The sequence below is a fragment of the Methylocaldum marinum genome (assembly GCF_003584645.1).
GTDB lineage: Bacteria > Pseudomonadota > Gammaproteobacteria > Methylococcales > Methylococcaceae > Methylocaldum > Methylocaldum marinum.
Map to the genome: position 1 here is coordinate 4030152 of NZ_AP017928.1, position 16044 is coordinate 4046195.

Consider the following 16044-nt stretch of genomic DNA (forward strand, 5'->3'; position numbering starts at 1 on the left):
CCTTAGGGCATGGCGATACCGGCCCGGGCGGCGATTTTTCCGGCAAGGCGTTTAAAGTCGTTGTAACAGTCGAGGACAGCTTCTTGATGGGAGCCGATGGCACCATCGGCCGATTTCAGAAAAAACATCGGCTTGCGGGCGTCCATCGCCATGGGCATCAGGCTGCGGTAATGCCTGAGTAATGCAAGATTGTAGGGATCATCCGCAACACTGGGGCTGTTTGCGGAGGACTCATTCAGTATCGCTTCACGATAAACCGAAGGAATGCGTGCCATCCAGCGCTGATAGGCCTTGACCGGCCGGCTGTCGCGTATGCTGTGTTGCATGACGACATAGCCGACCGGCTGCATCGAGCCGCTGGACATGGGGACGTCTTGCGGCGCTTTCGGCAGCAGCTCCGCCCAAACCTCGCGCCATTCCCGCAGCGTGGGTCCCAAGTTCTTGAGACCCTGCAGGGAAAAGAGATCCGGAGCCAGCGGCAGGACCACATGATCGGAAGCGATGAGCGCCGAGCGGTTGATAGCGCCTAGATTGGGGCCGACATCGACGAGAACGATTTGCGCTCCCCAGGTACTTCCTTTCAGAATGAGCCGGTGGAAAGCCGTCATGGTGCGGAAGGCCGACTCGTCGCGGTTGTGGCAGCGCGGCCAGGCATCCGAGAGTTTGTCTTCGAAGCGGGAAAGTCCCAAGTCGCCGGCGATGAGCCCCAAATTCGGGGTGATTTTTTCGACATGCGGCGAAGCAATGTCGCCGATGCCGCGCAGAATGGGGCGGATGATCCCATACACGGTCTGCGGGTGGTCATCGTCCGGCCACAGTTCTTCTAGGCGATTTTCGTCCAGGAACATGGCCGTCAGATTGGCCTGCGGGTCGAAATCCACCGCCAGGGTTCTAACGCCGCGGTCAGCCAGCATCCAGGCCAGATGATAGACCAGCGATGTTTTGCCGACGCCGCCCTTGTTGTTGAAAAATGCCACGGTTTTCATGTCGCTCTCCGATACACCTTAACCAGTACCGTGTGCGGGTCAGAAAAGTCGAACTGGGCCGGCGGATTGCCGTTCTGCGCGAGCAGCGCCTGCGCGCGTTGAACGCCATAGCCGAAACGATTCACGAATCCCAGTGATTTCATGGCTTCCGCTATGATCGGATTGCGATAGCTGTTGCGAGTAGGAAAATTCTCCGGCGTGGCCTCGCCGTACAAACCACCCGGACTCAGGATTTCGACATGACCACTGAACCAATAGAAGCGAATCGGGGTGTTGCTCTCATAGTTACGATGCATCACGGCATTCATCAGTAGCTCCCGTAGCGCCCATTCGGGGTAATCGGGCACCAATTTTTCCTCGAAACCGCCTACCGTATGAAGCCTGGTTTGGATGAGCAGTCTTACGCGGCTTTCGAGCTCGTGCAGAATGGCGTGCAAGTCACCGGAGATTTCGGCCTGATCCTCGGGCACATCGGTCAAATCGGTACCCGGCAGTTTTAGATATTGCACATAAGCGCCCGGAAGGTAAAAGCGCGGGTTTTTGCCGAACAAAAGAATGCCCGCATGGGTAGGACAGTGGCGTTCGGTGTCGAACAAGCGGAGGGCGGCTAATTGATGTTCGATGGGCCTGTGATTGGCCAAGACCGTTTCAGGGTCGATGGTCTCACGGCGGTAGGCGTCAAATTGCCCCAAGGCAATGTCGTTGAGCCTCGCTTCCAGGCACGGGCGGGCATCGAAGGAGCGCGCCAGCGCTGTCCGGCGCTCGAATAACAAACGTTCTTCCTGCTCGTTGGCAACGCCTTTGCGCGGTCCGACGCGGATATAGACTCGCCCTTTGTATCTTACGGGGGGCAAGTCGGAGGGCAACACCTCGACGACCGCTACATCGCCGCCCTGCAATGCGACTTTGAATACATTCATTGCCGGTTGCGGTAGGACGTTTCCATCGGAGCGGATGGCGCCGAGATTCTTGAGCAACTCGTCGGTAACGGTCAGTCCTGAAGGAGTTCCGTCGTCATTGACCCCTACCAGGAGATAACCGGGACGGCGATGGCCGGGGAGATCGTTGGCAAAGGCACAGATGGCTTGGCCGAATTTGTCGGCATCCGACGTTGATCGGGTTCGTTCGATACGGTCGGATTCGAGATCCGATAGCAGCGCGAGCAGTTCATCTTGACTTAACATGCTTTGGTCCTCCGACGCTTCGTTTGCCTGAACCCACTGGAGAGATTACCGCGCGTTGGCATACAGGGTTCACCCGGGCCGAAAACAAACAGTCATTCTAAGAAGAAATCGGATATACCGACACAAGATTATCTCTTTGAGTTGCCGGCTATTCGATTATCCGCCGAAGGATAGCTCGACTGGCGCGAGCGCGGGCGAAAGCCCGCTTCCAAGCTTGCCATCGGGCAGATCGTCGAGCGGGGCGTTGATCCGATTACGTCGCTATTCCGGTAGGCTCAGGGTGGTGTCTCGGCACTACCGAGCTCCGGTGACCGTGACGGTTTTTTGCGTCCGGCAGGTGTCGCGGATGTTCTCGCAGCGGGTGAAGGTGTGGGTGTCGCGGTCGAAGCAAACGATGACTTCGTCCAGGGTCGTGGCGCTGCTCCTTTGGCCGTTCGCGCCGCAGGACAGCACGATTTCGCCCTCGTCGAGCCCTGGATTCTTTTCCATGAACAGCCGCTCGATCTCGCCCGCTTCGGTGGCTTCGGCGAGGCTGGGCAACTTCAGTTTCCGGTAAAGCGTTTCGGTCAGCTCGAAATACTCGCTGCGGGGCAGTGCCGTGCAGGTTCCGTGGGCTTTCCATTCGTGACGGATCAGATAGTCCGAGGGCATGAAGGCGTGAATCCTGCGGTTATCGATCCGATCCTGGCGTCCGCCGTTTCGGCAATCGCGCGGAGCATCGTTTTCACACTGAGGCCAAAGTCCATGGACGATGAAGCTACGGTTTTCCCGGCATTGCGGCTCGTCCCGGAGACCGGGATGGGTGCGGCAGAACTCCGGCGACCAGGACAGGGCCAGTGCATAATATTTGAATTGGCCGGCCAGGTTGTTTCGGCAGGCCTGCTCGTCTTGCGAACGCCAGTCGGCGTGAACCGATAGAACCGAAATGCTCAGTGCGAACAGGATAATGTTCTTCAAGACAGTCACGATTTTCCCCCCTTAAGGAAGCTCTGATTAAGTTGTTTCCGTTCATGGTTCGATAAGCTCACCACGAACGGAATCAATATGTTACCGTTCGTCCTGAGCCCTTCGACAGGCCTGTCGAAGGACTTAATCAGAGCTTTCTTAAGACAGGTCGCGGACGGGGCGATCGCCGGCGACCGGAACGATGGTAAATGGATGGGGCTCGTACCTCAATCCATCAAGCCATTATGGCTTGTTGAAGGTCATTCGAATTGCGCCGGCGGTCGGATGCGCCGCGCCGGGCCATATCTTCGGCTGGAGCGGGCGTCCGAAAAAGTCGTCTTGATGTTCGCATGAATTCATTTCCCGGAAGAGAGCCTGTCAGTTTTCCCGACTTGACCGCTATACGAAAAGCGATTCACTATCGCAACATCGCAGCTCGACGTGAGTCGGACTCACGGCGTTCGGATTTTTCGAATTAGGGGTTTCTTGCGTAAGGTGCGTCTCAGCCTTGGCCATGAGCAATCTTCAAATCGATTACGACAGCGTCGCGGACCTCTACGATCTTTATGTAACGGCGGATTACGACATTTCGTTTTTCTTGCAAGAAACGGCAAACGTAAACGGGCCGGTGCTGGAGCTGACCGCCGGCACAGGCCGGCTCTCCGTGCCGTTGGTTCGGGCGGGCACGCAATTGACCTGCGTCGATTCGTCCCGCGGCATGCTCGATGTCCTGTCCCGGAAGTTGAGAGAACACGGTCTGAACGCGGACGTCCGCTGCGCCGATGTGTGTGCGCTTGAGCTCCCGGCTTCGTTTCAGCTCGCGCTGCTTCCGTTCCAGTCGTTCATGGAGATCGTGGGCGAGGACCGCCAGCGTCGAGCACTCGCGGCCGTGTTCGCGTGTCTGGTCCCGGGCGGGCGTTTCATCTGCACGATGCACAATCCCGCGGTTCGCCGAGCCCAAGTCGACGGCGCCTTGCGCATCGTGGGTCGGTTCCCGGTTCCGGATGGAACGCTCGTGGTTTCGGGATTCGAACAGGGAGGGTTCCCTGTGGTCGAGCGCCTTCAATTTTTCGAATTCTTCGGTAGTGACGGTCGGCTGCGCGCGAAACGGTTGTTGCCCATGGCGTTCACATTCGTCGAGAAGGCTGATTTCGAATCCATGGCGCGAGACACCGGCTTCGACGTTATAGAACTCTACGGGAACTATGATCGTTCTTCGTTTGACGCGGACCGGAGTCCGGTGATGATATGGGTGCTTCGGAAGCGAGACGCCGAGCCGTCCGCAGTAACGGACACGTGACGGGCGGCGGCAAAGGATCGCTCCTTAGCGCGTACAATCCGCCTTGGCGGCCCAAAATACCAGGAGGGTATTTATCGGCCGGATTTAATAACTCCCGGGTGGTTTCAGCTCTTCGTGTTCAGGCAGATGGAACATCCAAAGAAGGCTATCGGCACCGTTCTCAAGAATGAACCACGTGATCTTTTTTTCGCTTCCGTCATGGCTCTTGTGTCTGTGAATACAGGCGCCGAAGCTCCGGCTCTGGACCCGGCACGGCTTGCCGAAGCCGCAGTGCACTACTCCGCTGTGTCCGCCGTTCGATCGTTTCCGGTGCCCGCAGTGCATTGGCGAAGGGGCGGCCTGATGAAGACCGCGGAAGAGCGGAGCGAAATCGAGAACAAGATCATTTACCCTCTCCTGCTCCACAGCAAGGACCCGGTGTCGGCTATCGTCGTCGAATTTTATCCGGACATGGAGAATCGATTGGGTATCCTCGCCATCTGGAGCAATGGGAAATCGAGGGAGAGCTTGATCCCTCGATCCGTTGAAGGTGCTTACGATGCCGAGGCGTACAGGGTTTTGCTTGTGCAGCCAACACCGTGAGCCAGTTCCGGGCGGCAGGAAATTTTTTGTTCAGTCATCAGGAGGAGAAAACCATGAACGCCGTTTTATCACGTCGTCTGTCTCTGGCTGCGAATGCAGCCTTTTCGGTTTCGTCCGCGCCGCTCATACTCCCGCTGCTGGCCTTTCAGGCCGACCGAACCTTCCCCGGGATCATCGAGCGCATGGCTGCCGCCGCTCTCGGAACTAGCGGTGGAGGGCAAATGCGATCGAATGGCGGGGCGTTGGCACGGCTTGTGCCGAATCTCTGTTAGCGTGTACGCCATGTCGCTCGAACCGGTAAGTTCAAACTTTCGGCGTCGAACATCCCTCATCCCTAATGGAGGTTTCATGATCAAGCTAAGTACTTCGGTATGCGTTAATGCGCCAGCCCAAATCGTGTGGGAGCGGCTCGCGACCCTGGAAGACATACCGCTGTGGTCGAAGCCCGTGCTCCGTGCCCGGTGCAACGGCGGGGTGGCCCGCGGTGCTGGTGCGGAGCGCATTTGCGAATTGTCGGGCAGGCTGACCATCAGGGAGCGCTGGACGGCATGGGATGAAGGCCGCTCATTCAGGTACGAAGGATTCGGAATTCCGCTCGTGAAACGGGCCAGCAACTACTGGTCTGTACAAGCGGAAGGCGAGCGGCGGGCTCTCTTGGTGTCGGAAGCCGAAATCGAACTGAAGGGCGGGCTGCTCGGCAGGCTTCTCGAGCCGGCTATGCGTGCCAGTATGCGAAAGATGGGGGTGCAGTCGCTTGCGGCCTTCAAGTTCCTGGTTGAAAACGGCCGCCCGTATGAAGGCCCTTACTCCCGGATTCCGCCGGCTCCAACCGGGTGCTGAACAGATGCACCACCGCTGCTCATTCCCGCGGACTCAACTAAGGCCATGCTCGTGCTGCGCCGCTGAACCGGCACGATAGGCATCATGAACACACCCACCGAAATGGAATCGCGTCCCATGCTTTCCGGAAAGTGCCTGTGCGGAGCCGTACACTACGCAGTGAAGGACGAGTTCGTTTATGCCCTGAACTGCCATTGCTCGAACTGCCGTCGCGCGACGGGTTCCGCGTTCAAAGCCTTCGCCGGGATCGAGCGCGATAAGCTGAGCATCACGGAAGGAAGGGACAACTTGTTGATCTTCGGCGAGGAAAACGCTCACGACGTTCGCTGCAAGACGTGCGGCTCGCTGCTGTATTCGGTGGTCCGCGATGGCGCGTTCGTTCACGTCACTCTGGGGACACTGGTCGACACTCCGGGCATCCGCCCCGGCGCACATATTTTCGTCGGTTCCAAGGCGCCGTGGTTCACGATTACTGATTCATTGCCGCAACACGACGAGTTCGGGTAACGAAATCGAATGGAAAAAGACGAACGTTTACTAAACAAGATCCAAAATTGTTTTGCGCAGCAAGAAGGAGTCGATGACTTATTGCGAATGTCGGAGCACTGGGACGGCTACAAGCGTGAGAATGCGGTTCGTCGCTTGGGTATGCTGGGAAATCCGATCGCGATCCCGAGCTTGCTGGTTCGCGCCAACGATTGGGTGTCCCAGGTAAGAGACGCTGCCATGGATGCGTTACGGATGCTGATGCTCGATGAGAACGCGCAAGCATTCATTGATTCGCTGCCGGCCCTATATCATTTGGCGAAATGCCGAAGATCCGACCATGGCCGTCTGATAGCGAATGTCGTCCGCTTCTTGCTGCAGCCGGAGAATGTTGCCCTTGTAAAAGCCGCTATTGACAGCGATGACAAAAATGTCGCGCGGCTATGCGTGCGACTCTGCATCGACCATTCCCTGATCGAGGGGTCATTGCTCGTTTCGCGGACCTTGCAGCATAGCGACGTCATCGTACGAACCATGGCGTGCGGGGTGTTACGCGACTTGTCGGGAGAGGCTCTTGAAAGCGCTCTACAAAAAGCAATCCAAGATCCTTTCATGCCGATTCGAAGAGAAGCTTTCCAAATGTGTCTGAGAACTCTGCCGGGAAAGGGGCCGGAGATTGCCCGTCGTTTCGTCTTCGATAAACACCATTCGATTCGGGAACTCGCCATCATGCAGCTTCTAAAAAGCGGTACCGATGTCGAAGCTCTCTTCGGTGAAATTCTTTCGTCGTCTGGCCATAGCGCCCTGAAAGTCCGTTGTGCACTCCTGGGAGTGGCCCATTTAGGCGCGAAGCGATCAATCCCGTTGGTCGAAAAACACGTGGACGACGGACTTCCAGGCATCAGGCGAGCGGCGCTACAGGCTCTGGCTAAACTCGCCGGTGAGGATGCCCGAGCCTATCTCGTGGCCGGGTTAAGGGACCCATCGCCCGGCGTGGCGAGGGAATCGGTGGTCTTGCTGCGTAAAATTACGGCTTCGCCGCCCGTTGACGATTTGTTGGATGTTTTCGGCCGCGCGAAATATCCTCACACCCTGGATGTTTGCGTGAGGTGTGCGCGGCTGATGAATAAATGGGATCGGCTGCTGTTCCTGTTGACGCTGGGCGAGCGGCTGATGTCCGGAGACCGTGGCGGTGTCGAAATGCTGAGCGAAGAGCTCGCGAGATGGGACGTCGACTTCAATCGGTCAAGCGCCCAGCCAAGCGATACGCAAAAGAAAGCAATCTGGGCAAAGTTCCGCGGGTGTGCGTTTCTGTTGGATGAACAAAGACGCAGATCGATTGAGTTTACCGTCGCCGGGTTTGGGCGTGAACTACGGCACAAGGAGAGCCAGGAACGAGCTCGCTAGAGCTTTTTCATACCTACTGTACGAGCGTTCGCGAGTCGGGAATCCTTTCCCGACGTCACATAGCTCGGCCGACGGGTTCGTCGGCAAAGGATTGCCGACCTACGACCGTGCACCCCGTAGATACTGTTATCCGGGTCAAGTGCCATGGAGTGCTGGATCGAAGGGTTTTCCGGACTTGAGGACGCCGAAAGCGACCTGGAGGAGCTTGCGCATCATGGCACCGATGATGAGCTTGGCGGGCTTGCCCGAGAGCGCGAGCCGGTTCTTGAAGGGCTGGCCCCAAGCGGTCTTATACAGGATCACCATGGCCGGCATGTAGAGGGCTTTGCGCAAGAAGGCATGGCCGACTTTGGACAGCCGCGGCTTGGTTTTCACGCTCGTTCCGGACTCCTGCCGGCGCGGGTCGAGCCCGGCGAAGGCGACGGCTTGTCGGCTATTGGCGAAGCGGCTGGGCTCGGCATAGAAGGCGAGCAGAATGGCGATGGTGCGTTCCCCGATACCGGGGATGCTCTCGAGTAATTCGCGCTTTCCCTTCAGATCGGGGTTAGAGTCGATGTGCTCATTGATGGTTTTGATCAGGCTCTTGATCTGCTGATCGAGCCAATTCAGGTGTTCTTGAATGTTGGTGCGCACCGCGTCGCGGGCGACCTCCAGGCGGTTACTTTCCTGGGTCCGCAGGGCTTGCAACGCATCCAGACGCAACACGAGCGCGCGCAAGGCGATTTCGGCTTCGCTTCTCGCCTGCCAGGGAGGCGGATGGCGTTCGGCGCAAAATTCGGCGATGAGGCGCGCATCAACGGCATCGGTTTTGGTCCGGGTTAAGCGGGAAGCGGCATAGGCTTTGATTTGGGCGGGGTTGATGACGCTGACAGTGAATCCTTGGGTAGCCAAGCACTGGGCGACGTCTTCCCAATACACCCCAGTGGCTTCCATACACACGTGAACATTCCGTGCCTCTGGGCCGGTGAGCCAAGTGACGAGGGTGGCGAACCCGTCTTGGGAGTTGGCGATGACTTTGGTTCGGAACTTCCCGTTGGGGAGGCGTAACGCGCAGTCCAGTTTGGCTTTGGCGACATCAATTCCGAGATAAAACGTGGGCATCATGAACCTCAAATGATCTACCTTGTGAATGCGGGCTGCCGGCAAGCCGGGCCGAAGATACTGTTCGATCGCTCGATGAGGGTGAGCGACTGCTGCATCGATCGACGCAACGGGCTTGGTGTCCCAAGGGCGGGAACGGCATCCAGTCGCTCAAACCTGGAGCGCCCTCCAGGCCTGGGGTGACCGGTCGGGAGTCTTCTCCAACCCCTTCCGAACCACACGGAATTCATAATACAAGGTCGGGAATCCTTTCCCGACGTCACACGGCGCGGCCGAGGGGGGCGTCGGCAAGGGATTGCCGACCTACGACCGTGCATCCCGTAGATACTGTTATCCGGGTCAAGTGCCATGGAGTGCTGGATCGAAGGGTTTTCCGGACTTGAGGACGCCGAAAGCGACCTGGAGGAGCTTGCGCATCATGGCACCGATGATGAGCTTGGCGGGCTTGCCCGAGAGCGCGAGCCGGTTCTTGAAGGGCTGGCCCCAAGCGGTCTTATACAGGATCACCATGGCTGGCATGTAGAGGGCTTTGCGCAAGAAGGCATGGCCGACCTTGGACAGCCGCGGCTTGGTTTTCACGCTCGTTCCGGACTCCTGCCGGCGCGGGTCGAGCCCGGCGAAGGCGACGGCTTGTCGGCTATTGGCGAAGCGGCTGGGCTCGGCATAGAAGGCGAGCAGAATGGCGATGGTGCGTTCCCCGATACCGGGGATGCTCTCGAGTAATTCGCGCTTCCCCTTCAGATCGGGGTTAGAGTCGATGTGCTCATTGATGGTTTTGATCAGGCTCTTGATCTGCTGATCGAGCCAATTCAGGTGTTCTTGAATGTTGGTGCGCACCGCGTCCCGGGCGACCTCCAGGCGGTTACTTTCCTGGGTCCGCAGGGCTTGCAACGCATCCAGACGCAACACGAGCGCGCGCAAGGCGATTTCGGCTTCGCTTCTCGCCTGCCAGGGAGGCGGATGGCGCTCGGCGCAAAATTCGGCGATGAGGCGCGCATCGACGGCATCGGTTTTGGTCCGGGTTAAGCGGGAAGCGGCATAGGCTTTGATTTGGGCAGGGTTGATGACGCTGACAGTGAACCCTTGGGTAGCCAAGCACTGGGCGACGTCTTCCCAATACACCCCAGTGGCTTCCATACACACGTGAACATTCCGTGCCTCTGGGCCGGTGAGCCAAGTGACGAGGGTGGCGAACCCGTCTTGGGAGTTGGCGATGACTTTGGTTCGGAACTTCCCGTTGGGGAGGCGTAACGCGCAGTCCAGTTTGGCTTTGGCGACATCAATTCCGAGATAAAACGTGGGCATCATGAACCTCAAATGATCTACCTTGTGAATGCGGGCTGCCGGCAAGCCGGGCCGAAGATACTGTTCGATCGCTCGATGAGGGTGAGCGACTGCTGCATCGATCTACGCAACGGGCTTGGTGTCCCAAGGGCGGGAACGGCATCCAGTCGCTCAAACCTGGAGCGCCCTCCAGGCCTGTGGTGACCGGTCGGGAGTCTTCTCCAACCCCTTCCGAACCACACGGAATTCATAATACAAGGTCGGGAATCCTTTCCCGACGTCACATGGCGCGGCCAAGGGGTTCGTCGGCAAGGGATCGCCGACCTGCGACCGTGCACCCTGTAGGTTGGAAATCCCTTTCCGACGCCACGGCCAGGCCAGCAGGTTCGTCGGCAAAGGATTGCCGACGAATACTGTGATCATTGTTCGTCGACGCCGTACATGATTTACCCGCTTTTCGAGAGAATCAGGCTTTTTATGAACATCGACATCCGCACCGCGACCGAAGCCGACGCAAAGGCCGCTTGTGAAGTCCTTCGCCGCTCCATTTCCGAGTGCTGCGTGGAAGATCACGGAAATGATCCGTCGCTGCTGGCGGCGTGGCTCGAGAACAAAACGCCCGAAAAGGTGCGCAGTTGGCTGAGTGCCGGTGGTAGCTACGGGGTCGTCGCCGAAGTGCGGGGTCGGATCGTCGGATTCGCGATGCTGTTGCAGTCCGGCGAAATCCCCTTGAGTTATCTGATTCCGGAAGCCCGATTCAGGGGGCTGGGCAAAGCCATGCTCATGGCGATCGAACGAGAGGCGCAGAGACGCGGGCTCCGGCAACTGAACCTCGAAAGTACGAAAACCGCCCGTGATTTCTATCTACGGAACGGTTTTTCCCCTTCCGGTCCATCCGTCGTCGAGTTCGCCATGGAGGCCTATCCGATGTGCAAGGGGCTCTCGGGCGATCCTTTGAAAGCAAGCATACAAGAAGCAACTCTGGACCATGTGCATGAAATAGCCGTCATGGTCGGCGAGTTGTTGAATGAGATCATGGACACGATAGGGATAAAGGCCTTCAACTTCAATCTCAAGGATACGAAAGCCAATATCGGGGATTTCATCGAGAGCGGCAAATATGTCGTTTTCGTTGCCAAAACGGAGAATGCCATGCCGGTTGGCTTCATCGCACTTTATGAAAGCCGAGCCCTCTATGCCGAAGGTGTTTTCGGCACCATCCCGGAGTTCTATGTTCGTCCGGAATTCCGCTCACAAAACTTTGGGCAGCGGCTCCTGATGCGGGCCAGGGCCTTCGCCGAATCGCGCGGCTGGAAGCGTTTGGAAGTGACCACTCCGCTGCTTCCGCAGTTCGACAAAACACAGGCCTTTTACGAAAGGGAGGGATTTACGATTACCGGAGGCCGCAAATTGAAGCTGGTTCTGTGACAGCGAACATCAGGGTTTGCTTCGTCGGCGATTGGTTCGTCACGATGCCGGCGGGGCTATCCTGCGGCACTGGTATCGGGAGTATTCCGTCCGGGAGTCGGCATCGTCGCTGTCGCGTGCCCCGCTAAGGTCTGTTGCTTTCCGGTCGAATTGCAACGGAATGAAGCTTGCGTTTGAGGGGCGGGCGGGGCACACTCCTTTTGCCGTTGGCTCACGGTTAATGTTGTCAAGGGGATAAATATGGACGTCAAGAACGAAGAACGTTTTGATCCCTCGAAATTCACCCCGATCGGCACCTGGACCCTGCTTTGCCTGATCATCGCCGGTATGGTCATTGCCTGGCTATTCCTGTATTTCGGCGTGTTCCTGCCGCGCGGCGGCGTACAATGAGGTGAAGCGATGCATATTCACCCGCTTGAGCGTAAATGGATTTACCTGGTTCTCGTGGTCATCGGCCTGTTCCTGGCGGCTATCTTCTATACCGCCTTGGTCCGTAACATCCACCCGCCCAGTCATCTCGAAACCATCGATTCCGCCAGTCTCCACCTGAGCAAGGAATTCGCGGAGGATAAGCTGGGGGTCTGGACCGAGCCCGACGGCACCATCAAAGTGACCGTGGTTGCCGCCCGCTACGGATTCTATCCCCGCGAAATCCAGCTTCCGGCAGGCACCCCGGTGACCTTCCGTATCGCCAGTGCCGATGTCCTCCACGGCATTCACATCCCGATGACCAATATGGGCACCATGGTCGTGCCGGGCTATGTGTCGGAGATCACCACGACCTTTCCGAAACCGGGCGAATATCCGATGCTCTGCAATGAGTATTGCGGACTTGGACATGACCACATGTGGAGCAAGGTGACCGTGGTGGCCAAGGACAGCTGGCCCGCCGCCCCCGGCACGGCAACAATCGGGAGATGAGCGTATGTTGGATCCTGCGGTCAGAAAACTGGCCCTGAGCCATTTCGCGGTCGCTTTCGGCACCTTCGGTTTGGCGGCGGTTATGGGGTTTTACCAGGTGCTGGAGCGCAGCGGCATGTTCCCGGCACTGCAGTCGCCCGGTGTGTATTTCGCCTCGGTCAGCACGCATGGCGTGTTGATGGCCTATGTGCTGACGACTTTCTTCATCATGGGTTTCGGCTATGTCACGGCCGTGTCCAGCCTGAAAACGCCGCTGTGGTATTTGAAAGGTGCCTGGATCGGGTTCTGGATCAGTACCGCCGGCACCGTCTTGGCGGCGATCCCCTTGCTGCTGGGTCGGGCTTCGGTGCTGTACACCTTTTATCCGCCGGTGCAGGCCCATGCGGTTTTCTATGTCGGTGCGGCGCTGCTGGTGGTGGGCTCCTGGTTCTGGTGCGTCATCATGATCGTCATGCACGGGCACTGGAAGAAAGCCCATCCGGGTGAGGCGGTGCCTCTGCCGATGTTCGCCACCACCGCCAACGCGATTCTATGGCTTTGGACGAGTGCGGGCGTGGCGGCGGAAGTGGTGTTTCAGCTCATTCCCTGGGCTCTCGGATTCAAGGAGACGGTCGACGTGGGTCTCGCCCGCACCTTGTTCGCCTGGACCCTGCACCCGATCGTGTATTTCTGGCTGATTCCGGCTTATATCGCGCTTTACAGCTTCGTGCCCAAGGCCGCGGGCGGCAAATTGTTCAGCGACGAGCTGGGGCGTGCAGCGTTCATCATGCTCCTGGTGCTCAGCCTCCCGATCGGGTTCCATCACCTCTACATGGACCCGGAGCAAGGTACCGGCTTTAAGCTGTCGCACGGCGCGCTGACCTTTCTGGTGGCCGTGCCGACCCTGATGACGGCGTTCACGGTGTCCGCTTCGCTGGAGCTGGCCGGCCGTATCCGGGGCGGGACCGGGCTGTTCGGCTGGATCGGCGCTCTGCCCTGGCGCAATCCCATGGTGCTCGCGGGCATTCTGGCGGGTGCCATGCTGGTGCTGGGCGGTTTCGGCGGCCTGGTCAATGCCAGCTACGCGATGAATGCCATGGTCCACAACACGGCGTGGGTGGCGGGCCATTTCCATCTGATTTTCGGCGGGACCACGATCATCATGTACATGGCCACGGCCTATTACCTTTGGCCGAGACTGACCGGCAAGCCGCTGTGTTCGAATACCCTGCCGCTGGCGCAATTGTGGTCCTGGTTCTGGGGGTTCGCCATTCTGACCACGGCCTGGCATATTCTCGGGCTGCTCGGTCAGCCGCGCCGCATTTCGACGGTGACCTACAACAGCCCGCTCACCTTTGCCTGGGATCCCTATGTGCTGACCATGGTCGTCGGCGGAACCGTGCTGACGGTTTCGGCCGGACTATTCGTCTACATCCTGGCGCAGTCCTATCGGCAAGCCTCCACCGGAACGGTTCCGGCGTACGAGATCGAGTACGCGGAAGCGCTGGGCGCGGTGACGCGGGTGCATCCGCTGCTGAACGGCTTCAGAGCGTGGAATATCGCAATCGCGGTGCTGATGCTGATGAACTTCGGTTATCCGATCGCCCAGTTTTTCCTGATCAAAACCTTCGATTCGACGCCGTGGGGGTACTGAGGTGAAGACGGGCTATGTTCTCGCAGGTGTCCTGCTCGCGGCGGTGAACGGACCGGGTGCGGCCGAACCTTCGACTCGGCTGGCCTGGACGCCGGAAACCCTGGCATTCGTTCGGAACGGCAATGCCGACAGGGGCGAGGTGCTCGCCGAGGCGTGCGAAGGCTGCCATGCCGCTACGCCGGAAAACGCCGACAGCGAATTCCCTTATCTTCAAGGGCAATTAGCGAATTACCTCTATAAGCAGTTGCAGGATTACAAGACCGGTAGTCGTTCGAACGAGATCATGGTGGGCATAAGCGCCGGGATGTCCGATGAGGACATGGCGGACGTCTCGGCCTGGTACCGCCGCCAGCCCGCGGCTCCCGCACGGAAAGTGGATGAGGTATCGGACGCGGCTCGAGCACTCGTAAATCGCGGGGACAGTACGCGCATGCTTGCTCCTTGCGCAGTGTGTCACGGTTCCTCCGGACACGGGCAAGCTCAGGACACCCCGGCACTCGCCGCTCAAAAGGCGACCTACCTGGAGCAAACGATGCTGGCGTATAAATCCGGTGCGCGCCATAACGATATCTATCGGCGCATGCGCCTCATCGTGCAGCAGCTCAGCGACGAGGAGATCAGGCAGCTGGCGCGGTATTATGCGGGTTTGGAGCATTAGAACAGAACGTTTTCATCTCGCTTATTCGGCATAACAGGCTTGGCGGAAGTCGTTGCCGCAGTTGGCCAGGGTAACCCGACTCGAGTATTCGGAGGTCGGCAATCCTTTGCCGACGAACCCGTTGACCCGCCGGCGACGCCGGGAACGGATGCCCTTTATCCTGCCTTACTCTTAGCTAATGATTTCCCTTCCCTTCGGGTTTAACCGTGCCTTCCGGCGTGACTTCCACGATCGGCAATGGGGTGTCCTTGGTATGAGCCGGGAGGATGGGTAGTTCGATCCGGGGCTGGTCGCCGGTCAAGGCTCTCAGGAAGGCGACGACCGAGTCGATTTCCGGATCGGTCAGCTTGGCGCCCAACTGAGCCGTGCCCATGACGGCTACCGCCTGCTTGAGGTCCCACACCTGGCCGGAATGGAAATAGGGCGGTGTCAGCACGATATTCCGCAAGGAGGGCACTTTGAAGACGTATTCGTCGCTCGCGGTATTGGTCACCGTAAAGCGCCCCTTGTCCTTCTCCGGCAGAATTTCCGCGCCCGGTTTTTCGACCACGCCGAATGGAAAATAGCCGTTGCCGCCGATGTTGATGCCGTTATGGCAGTTCGAGCAACCCTTCTCCATGAACAGCGCCAGGCCTTTTTTCTCCGCGTCGCTCAGCGCCTTCTCGTCGCCCTTGAGATAACGGTCGAACGGCGAATTCGGAGTGATCAGGGTGGCTTCGAAGGCTTCGATGGCTTTCGCCAGGTTATCGAAATTTGCGGGGTCGGGCTCGTTCGGGAAGGCTTTCTTGAACCGGTCCACATAGCCCGGAATGGTGTTCAGGGTCTCCTGGAGCCGCTCGGGGGTGTTGTTCATTTCCACGCTCGCCTGGAGGGGGCCCTTGGCTTGGGTCTGAAGGTCCGCGGCACGCCCGTCCCAGAACTGGGCAGCATTGAATACGGAATTCAGCACCGTGGGTGCGTTGCGCGGCCCTTTCTGCCAGCCGTGGCCGATCGAGGTCTGTTCCAGATCGACGCCGCCGAGCGCCAGGTTGTGGCAGCTGTTGCAGCTGATCATCCAACTCCTCGAAAGCCGGGGATCGAAGTACAGCATCTTGCCCAACTCAACCCTCTCGGGTGTAACGGGGGTACTCCGAATGTCCGGCGGTTCCGTGGGAATGGGCTTGAACAGTGCCTGCGCCTTTTGCATGAGTTCCTCGGCTGCCCATGCGTTTCCGGCCATAAGCGGCAGGCACAAGATTAGTCTTTTCACCTTTGCTCTCCCTGTGAAAAACCGACTATCGGAAGCAACG

Annotated in this window: 17 protein-coding genes; 11 read left to right on the top strand and 6 right to left on the bottom strand. The window is 58.6% G+C overall.

Going from position 1 to position 16044, the window contains the following annotated elements; translation table 11 throughout:
- Positions 1-2: 2 nt before the first annotated feature.
- From sS8_RS17965 to sS8_RS17975, 3 genes are all read right to left on the bottom strand, one after another.
- Positions 3-986 (bottom strand): ParA family protein, encoded by a 984-nt coding sequence (locus sS8_RS17965; protein ID WP_119630961.1) that lies wholly within the window; start codon positions 984-986, stop codon positions 3-5.
- Entirely contained in the window at positions 983-2170 is a 1188-nt protein-coding gene (locus sS8_RS17970) for an RNA-binding domain-containing protein (protein WP_119630962.1), read from the bottom strand. Before sS8_RS17970 ends, sS8_RS17965 begins: the two co-directional genes overlap by 4 nt.
- A gap of 294 nt (positions 2171-2464) precedes the next feature.
- Positions 2465-3136: a ribonuclease T2 family protein gene (locus tag sS8_RS17975; protein WP_170161148.1), complete on the bottom strand. Its 672-nt coding sequence runs from the start codon at positions 3134-3136 to the stop codon at positions 2465-2467.
- Positions 3137-3629: 493 nt separating this feature from the next.
- Here sS8_RS17975 and sS8_RS17985 point away from each other — a divergent pair, with 493 nt between their 5' ends.
- The 6 genes from sS8_RS17985 to sS8_RS18005 all read left to right on the top strand — a co-directional run bounded on the left by sS8_RS17985 (position 3630) and on the right by sS8_RS18005 (position 7730).
- A complete protein-coding gene (locus sS8_RS17985) occupies positions 3630-4415 on the top strand; it encodes a class I SAM-dependent methyltransferase (RefSeq protein WP_119630965.1) in 786 nt (261 codons plus the stop codon).
- Between the two features lie 198 nt (positions 4416-4613).
- Positions 4614-4997, top strand: coding sequence for a hypothetical protein (locus sS8_RS17990; RefSeq protein WP_145986592.1), 384 nt, complete (start codon positions 4614-4616; stop codon positions 4995-4997).
- A 53-nt stretch (positions 4998-5050) separates the two neighbouring features.
- On the top strand, positions 5051-5269 hold the full coding sequence (locus tag sS8_RS28250) for a hypothetical protein (protein ID WP_170161149.1): 219 nt from the start codon (positions 5051-5053) through the stop codon (positions 5267-5269).
- A 76-nt stretch (positions 5270-5345) separates the two neighbouring features.
- Complete coding sequence (locus sS8_RS17995) at positions 5346-5837, top strand: SRPBCC family protein (protein WP_170161150.1); 492 nt, start codon at positions 5346-5348, stop codon at positions 5835-5837.
- Between the two features lie 84 nt (positions 5838-5921).
- Complete coding sequence (locus sS8_RS18000) at positions 5922-6344, top strand: GFA family protein (protein WP_197716567.1); 423 nt, start codon at positions 5922-5924, stop codon at positions 6342-6344.
- 87 nt (positions 6345-6431) lie between these two features.
- Positions 6432-7730 carry a HEAT repeat domain-containing protein gene (locus tag sS8_RS18005; RefSeq protein ID WP_145986593.1) on the top strand — a complete coding sequence of 433 codons (1299 nt, stop codon included), beginning with the start codon at positions 6432-6434 and terminating at the stop codon, positions 7728-7730.
- Between the two features lie 135 nt (positions 7731-7865).
- Here the strand turns inward: sS8_RS18005 and sS8_RS18010 are convergent, their stop codons facing one another.
- Together sS8_RS18010 and sS8_RS18015 are read right to left on the bottom strand one after the other, a co-directional pair.
- Positions 7866-8831, bottom strand: a complete 966-nt coding sequence (locus tag sS8_RS18010) for an IS110 family RNA-guided transposase (protein WP_084161956.1) — start codon at positions 8829-8831, stop codon at positions 7866-7868.
- A 339-nt stretch (positions 8832-9170) separates the two neighbouring features.
- Complete coding sequence (locus sS8_RS18015; protein ID WP_084161956.1) at positions 9171-10136, bottom strand: IS110 family RNA-guided transposase; 966 nt, start codon at positions 10134-10136, stop codon at positions 9171-9173.
- Between the two features lie 456 nt (positions 10137-10592).
- Between sS8_RS18015 and sS8_RS18025 the strand changes: the two genes are divergently transcribed.
- The 5 genes from sS8_RS18025 (at position 10593) to sS8_RS18040 (ending at position 14755) form a co-directional block, all read left to right on the top strand.
- The gene (locus sS8_RS18025; RefSeq protein ID WP_170161151.1) at positions 10593-11543 is read left to right on the top strand and encodes a GNAT family N-acetyltransferase; all 951 of its coding nucleotides are present in this window, start codon (positions 10593-10595) and stop codon (positions 11541-11543) included.
- Between the two features lie 240 nt (positions 11544-11783).
- Positions 11784-11933, top strand: a complete 150-nt coding sequence (locus tag sS8_RS28255) for a hypothetical protein (protein ID WP_170161152.1) — start codon at positions 11784-11786, stop codon at positions 11931-11933.
- A gap of 9 nt (positions 11934-11942) precedes the next feature.
- Complete coding sequence (locus sS8_RS18030) at positions 11943-12464, top strand: cupredoxin domain-containing protein (protein ID WP_119630971.1); 522 nt, start codon at positions 11943-11945, stop codon at positions 12462-12464.
- Between the two features lie 4 nt (positions 12465-12468).
- Entirely contained in the window at positions 12469-14097 is a 1629-nt protein-coding gene (locus tag sS8_RS18035) for a b(o/a)3-type cytochrome-c oxidase subunit 1 (RefSeq protein ID WP_119630972.1), read from the top strand.
- A 1-nt stretch (position 14098) separates the two neighbouring features.
- A complete protein-coding gene (locus sS8_RS18040) occupies positions 14099-14755 on the top strand; it encodes a c-type cytochrome (protein WP_232020352.1) in 657 nt (218 codons plus the stop codon).
- A gap of 175 nt (positions 14756-14930) precedes the next feature.
- Here sS8_RS18040 and sS8_RS18045 read toward each other — a convergent pair whose 3' ends face one another.
- Positions 14931-16004 (bottom strand): cytochrome-c peroxidase, encoded by a 1074-nt coding sequence (locus tag sS8_RS18045; RefSeq protein ID WP_170161153.1) that lies wholly within the window; start codon positions 16002-16004, stop codon positions 14931-14933.
- Positions 16005-16044 lie beyond the last annotated feature (40 nt).

What these genes read in the sequence shown, in the direction of transcription:
- sS8_RS17965 (WP_119630961.1), bottom strand. Translation starts at nt 986, where the DNA reads ATGAAAACCGTGGCATTTTTCAACAACAAGGGCGGCGTCGGCAAAACA.
- sS8_RS17970 (WP_119630962.1), bottom strand. Translation starts at nt 2,170, where the DNA reads ATGTTAAGTCAAGATGAACTGCTCGCGCTGCTATCGGATCTCGAATCC.
- sS8_RS17985 (WP_119630965.1), top strand. Translation starts at nt 3,630, where the DNA reads ATGAGCAATCTTCAAATCGATTACGACAGCGTCGCGGACCTCTACGAT.
- sS8_RS17990 (WP_145986592.1), top strand. Translation starts at nt 4,614, where the DNA reads ATGGCTCTTGTGTCTGTGAATACAGGCGCCGAAGCTCCGGCTCTGGAC.
- sS8_RS28250 (WP_170161149.1), top strand. Translation starts at nt 5,051, where the DNA reads ATGAACGCCGTTTTATCACGTCGTCTGTCTCTGGCTGCGAATGCAGCC.
- sS8_RS17995 (WP_170161150.1), top strand. Translation starts at nt 5,346, where the DNA reads ATGATCAAGCTAAGTACTTCGGTATGCGTTAATGCGCCAGCCCAAATC.
- sS8_RS18000 (WP_197716567.1), top strand. Translation starts at nt 5,922, where the DNA reads ATGAACACACCCACCGAAATGGAATCGCGTCCCATGCTTTCCGGAAAG.
- sS8_RS18005 (WP_145986593.1), top strand. Translation starts at nt 6,432, where the DNA reads ATGTCGGAGCACTGGGACGGCTACAAGCGTGAGAATGCGGTTCGTCGC.
- sS8_RS18010 (WP_084161956.1), bottom strand. Translation starts at nt 8,831, where the DNA reads ATGCCCACGTTTTATCTCGGAATTGATGTCGCCAAAGCCAAACTGGAC.
- sS8_RS18015 (WP_084161956.1), bottom strand. Translation starts at nt 10,136, where the DNA reads ATGCCCACGTTTTATCTCGGAATTGATGTCGCCAAAGCCAAACTGGAC.
- sS8_RS18025 (WP_170161151.1), top strand. Translation starts at nt 10,593, where the DNA reads ATGAACATCGACATCCGCACCGCGACCGAAGCCGACGCAAAGGCCGCT.
- sS8_RS28255 (WP_170161152.1), top strand. Translation starts at nt 11,784, where the DNA reads ATGGACGTCAAGAACGAAGAACGTTTTGATCCCTCGAAATTCACCCCG.
- sS8_RS18030 (WP_119630971.1), top strand. Translation starts at nt 11,943, where the DNA reads ATGCATATTCACCCGCTTGAGCGTAAATGGATTTACCTGGTTCTCGTG.
- sS8_RS18035 (WP_119630972.1), top strand. Translation starts at nt 12,469, where the DNA reads ATGTTGGATCCTGCGGTCAGAAAACTGGCCCTGAGCCATTTCGCGGTC.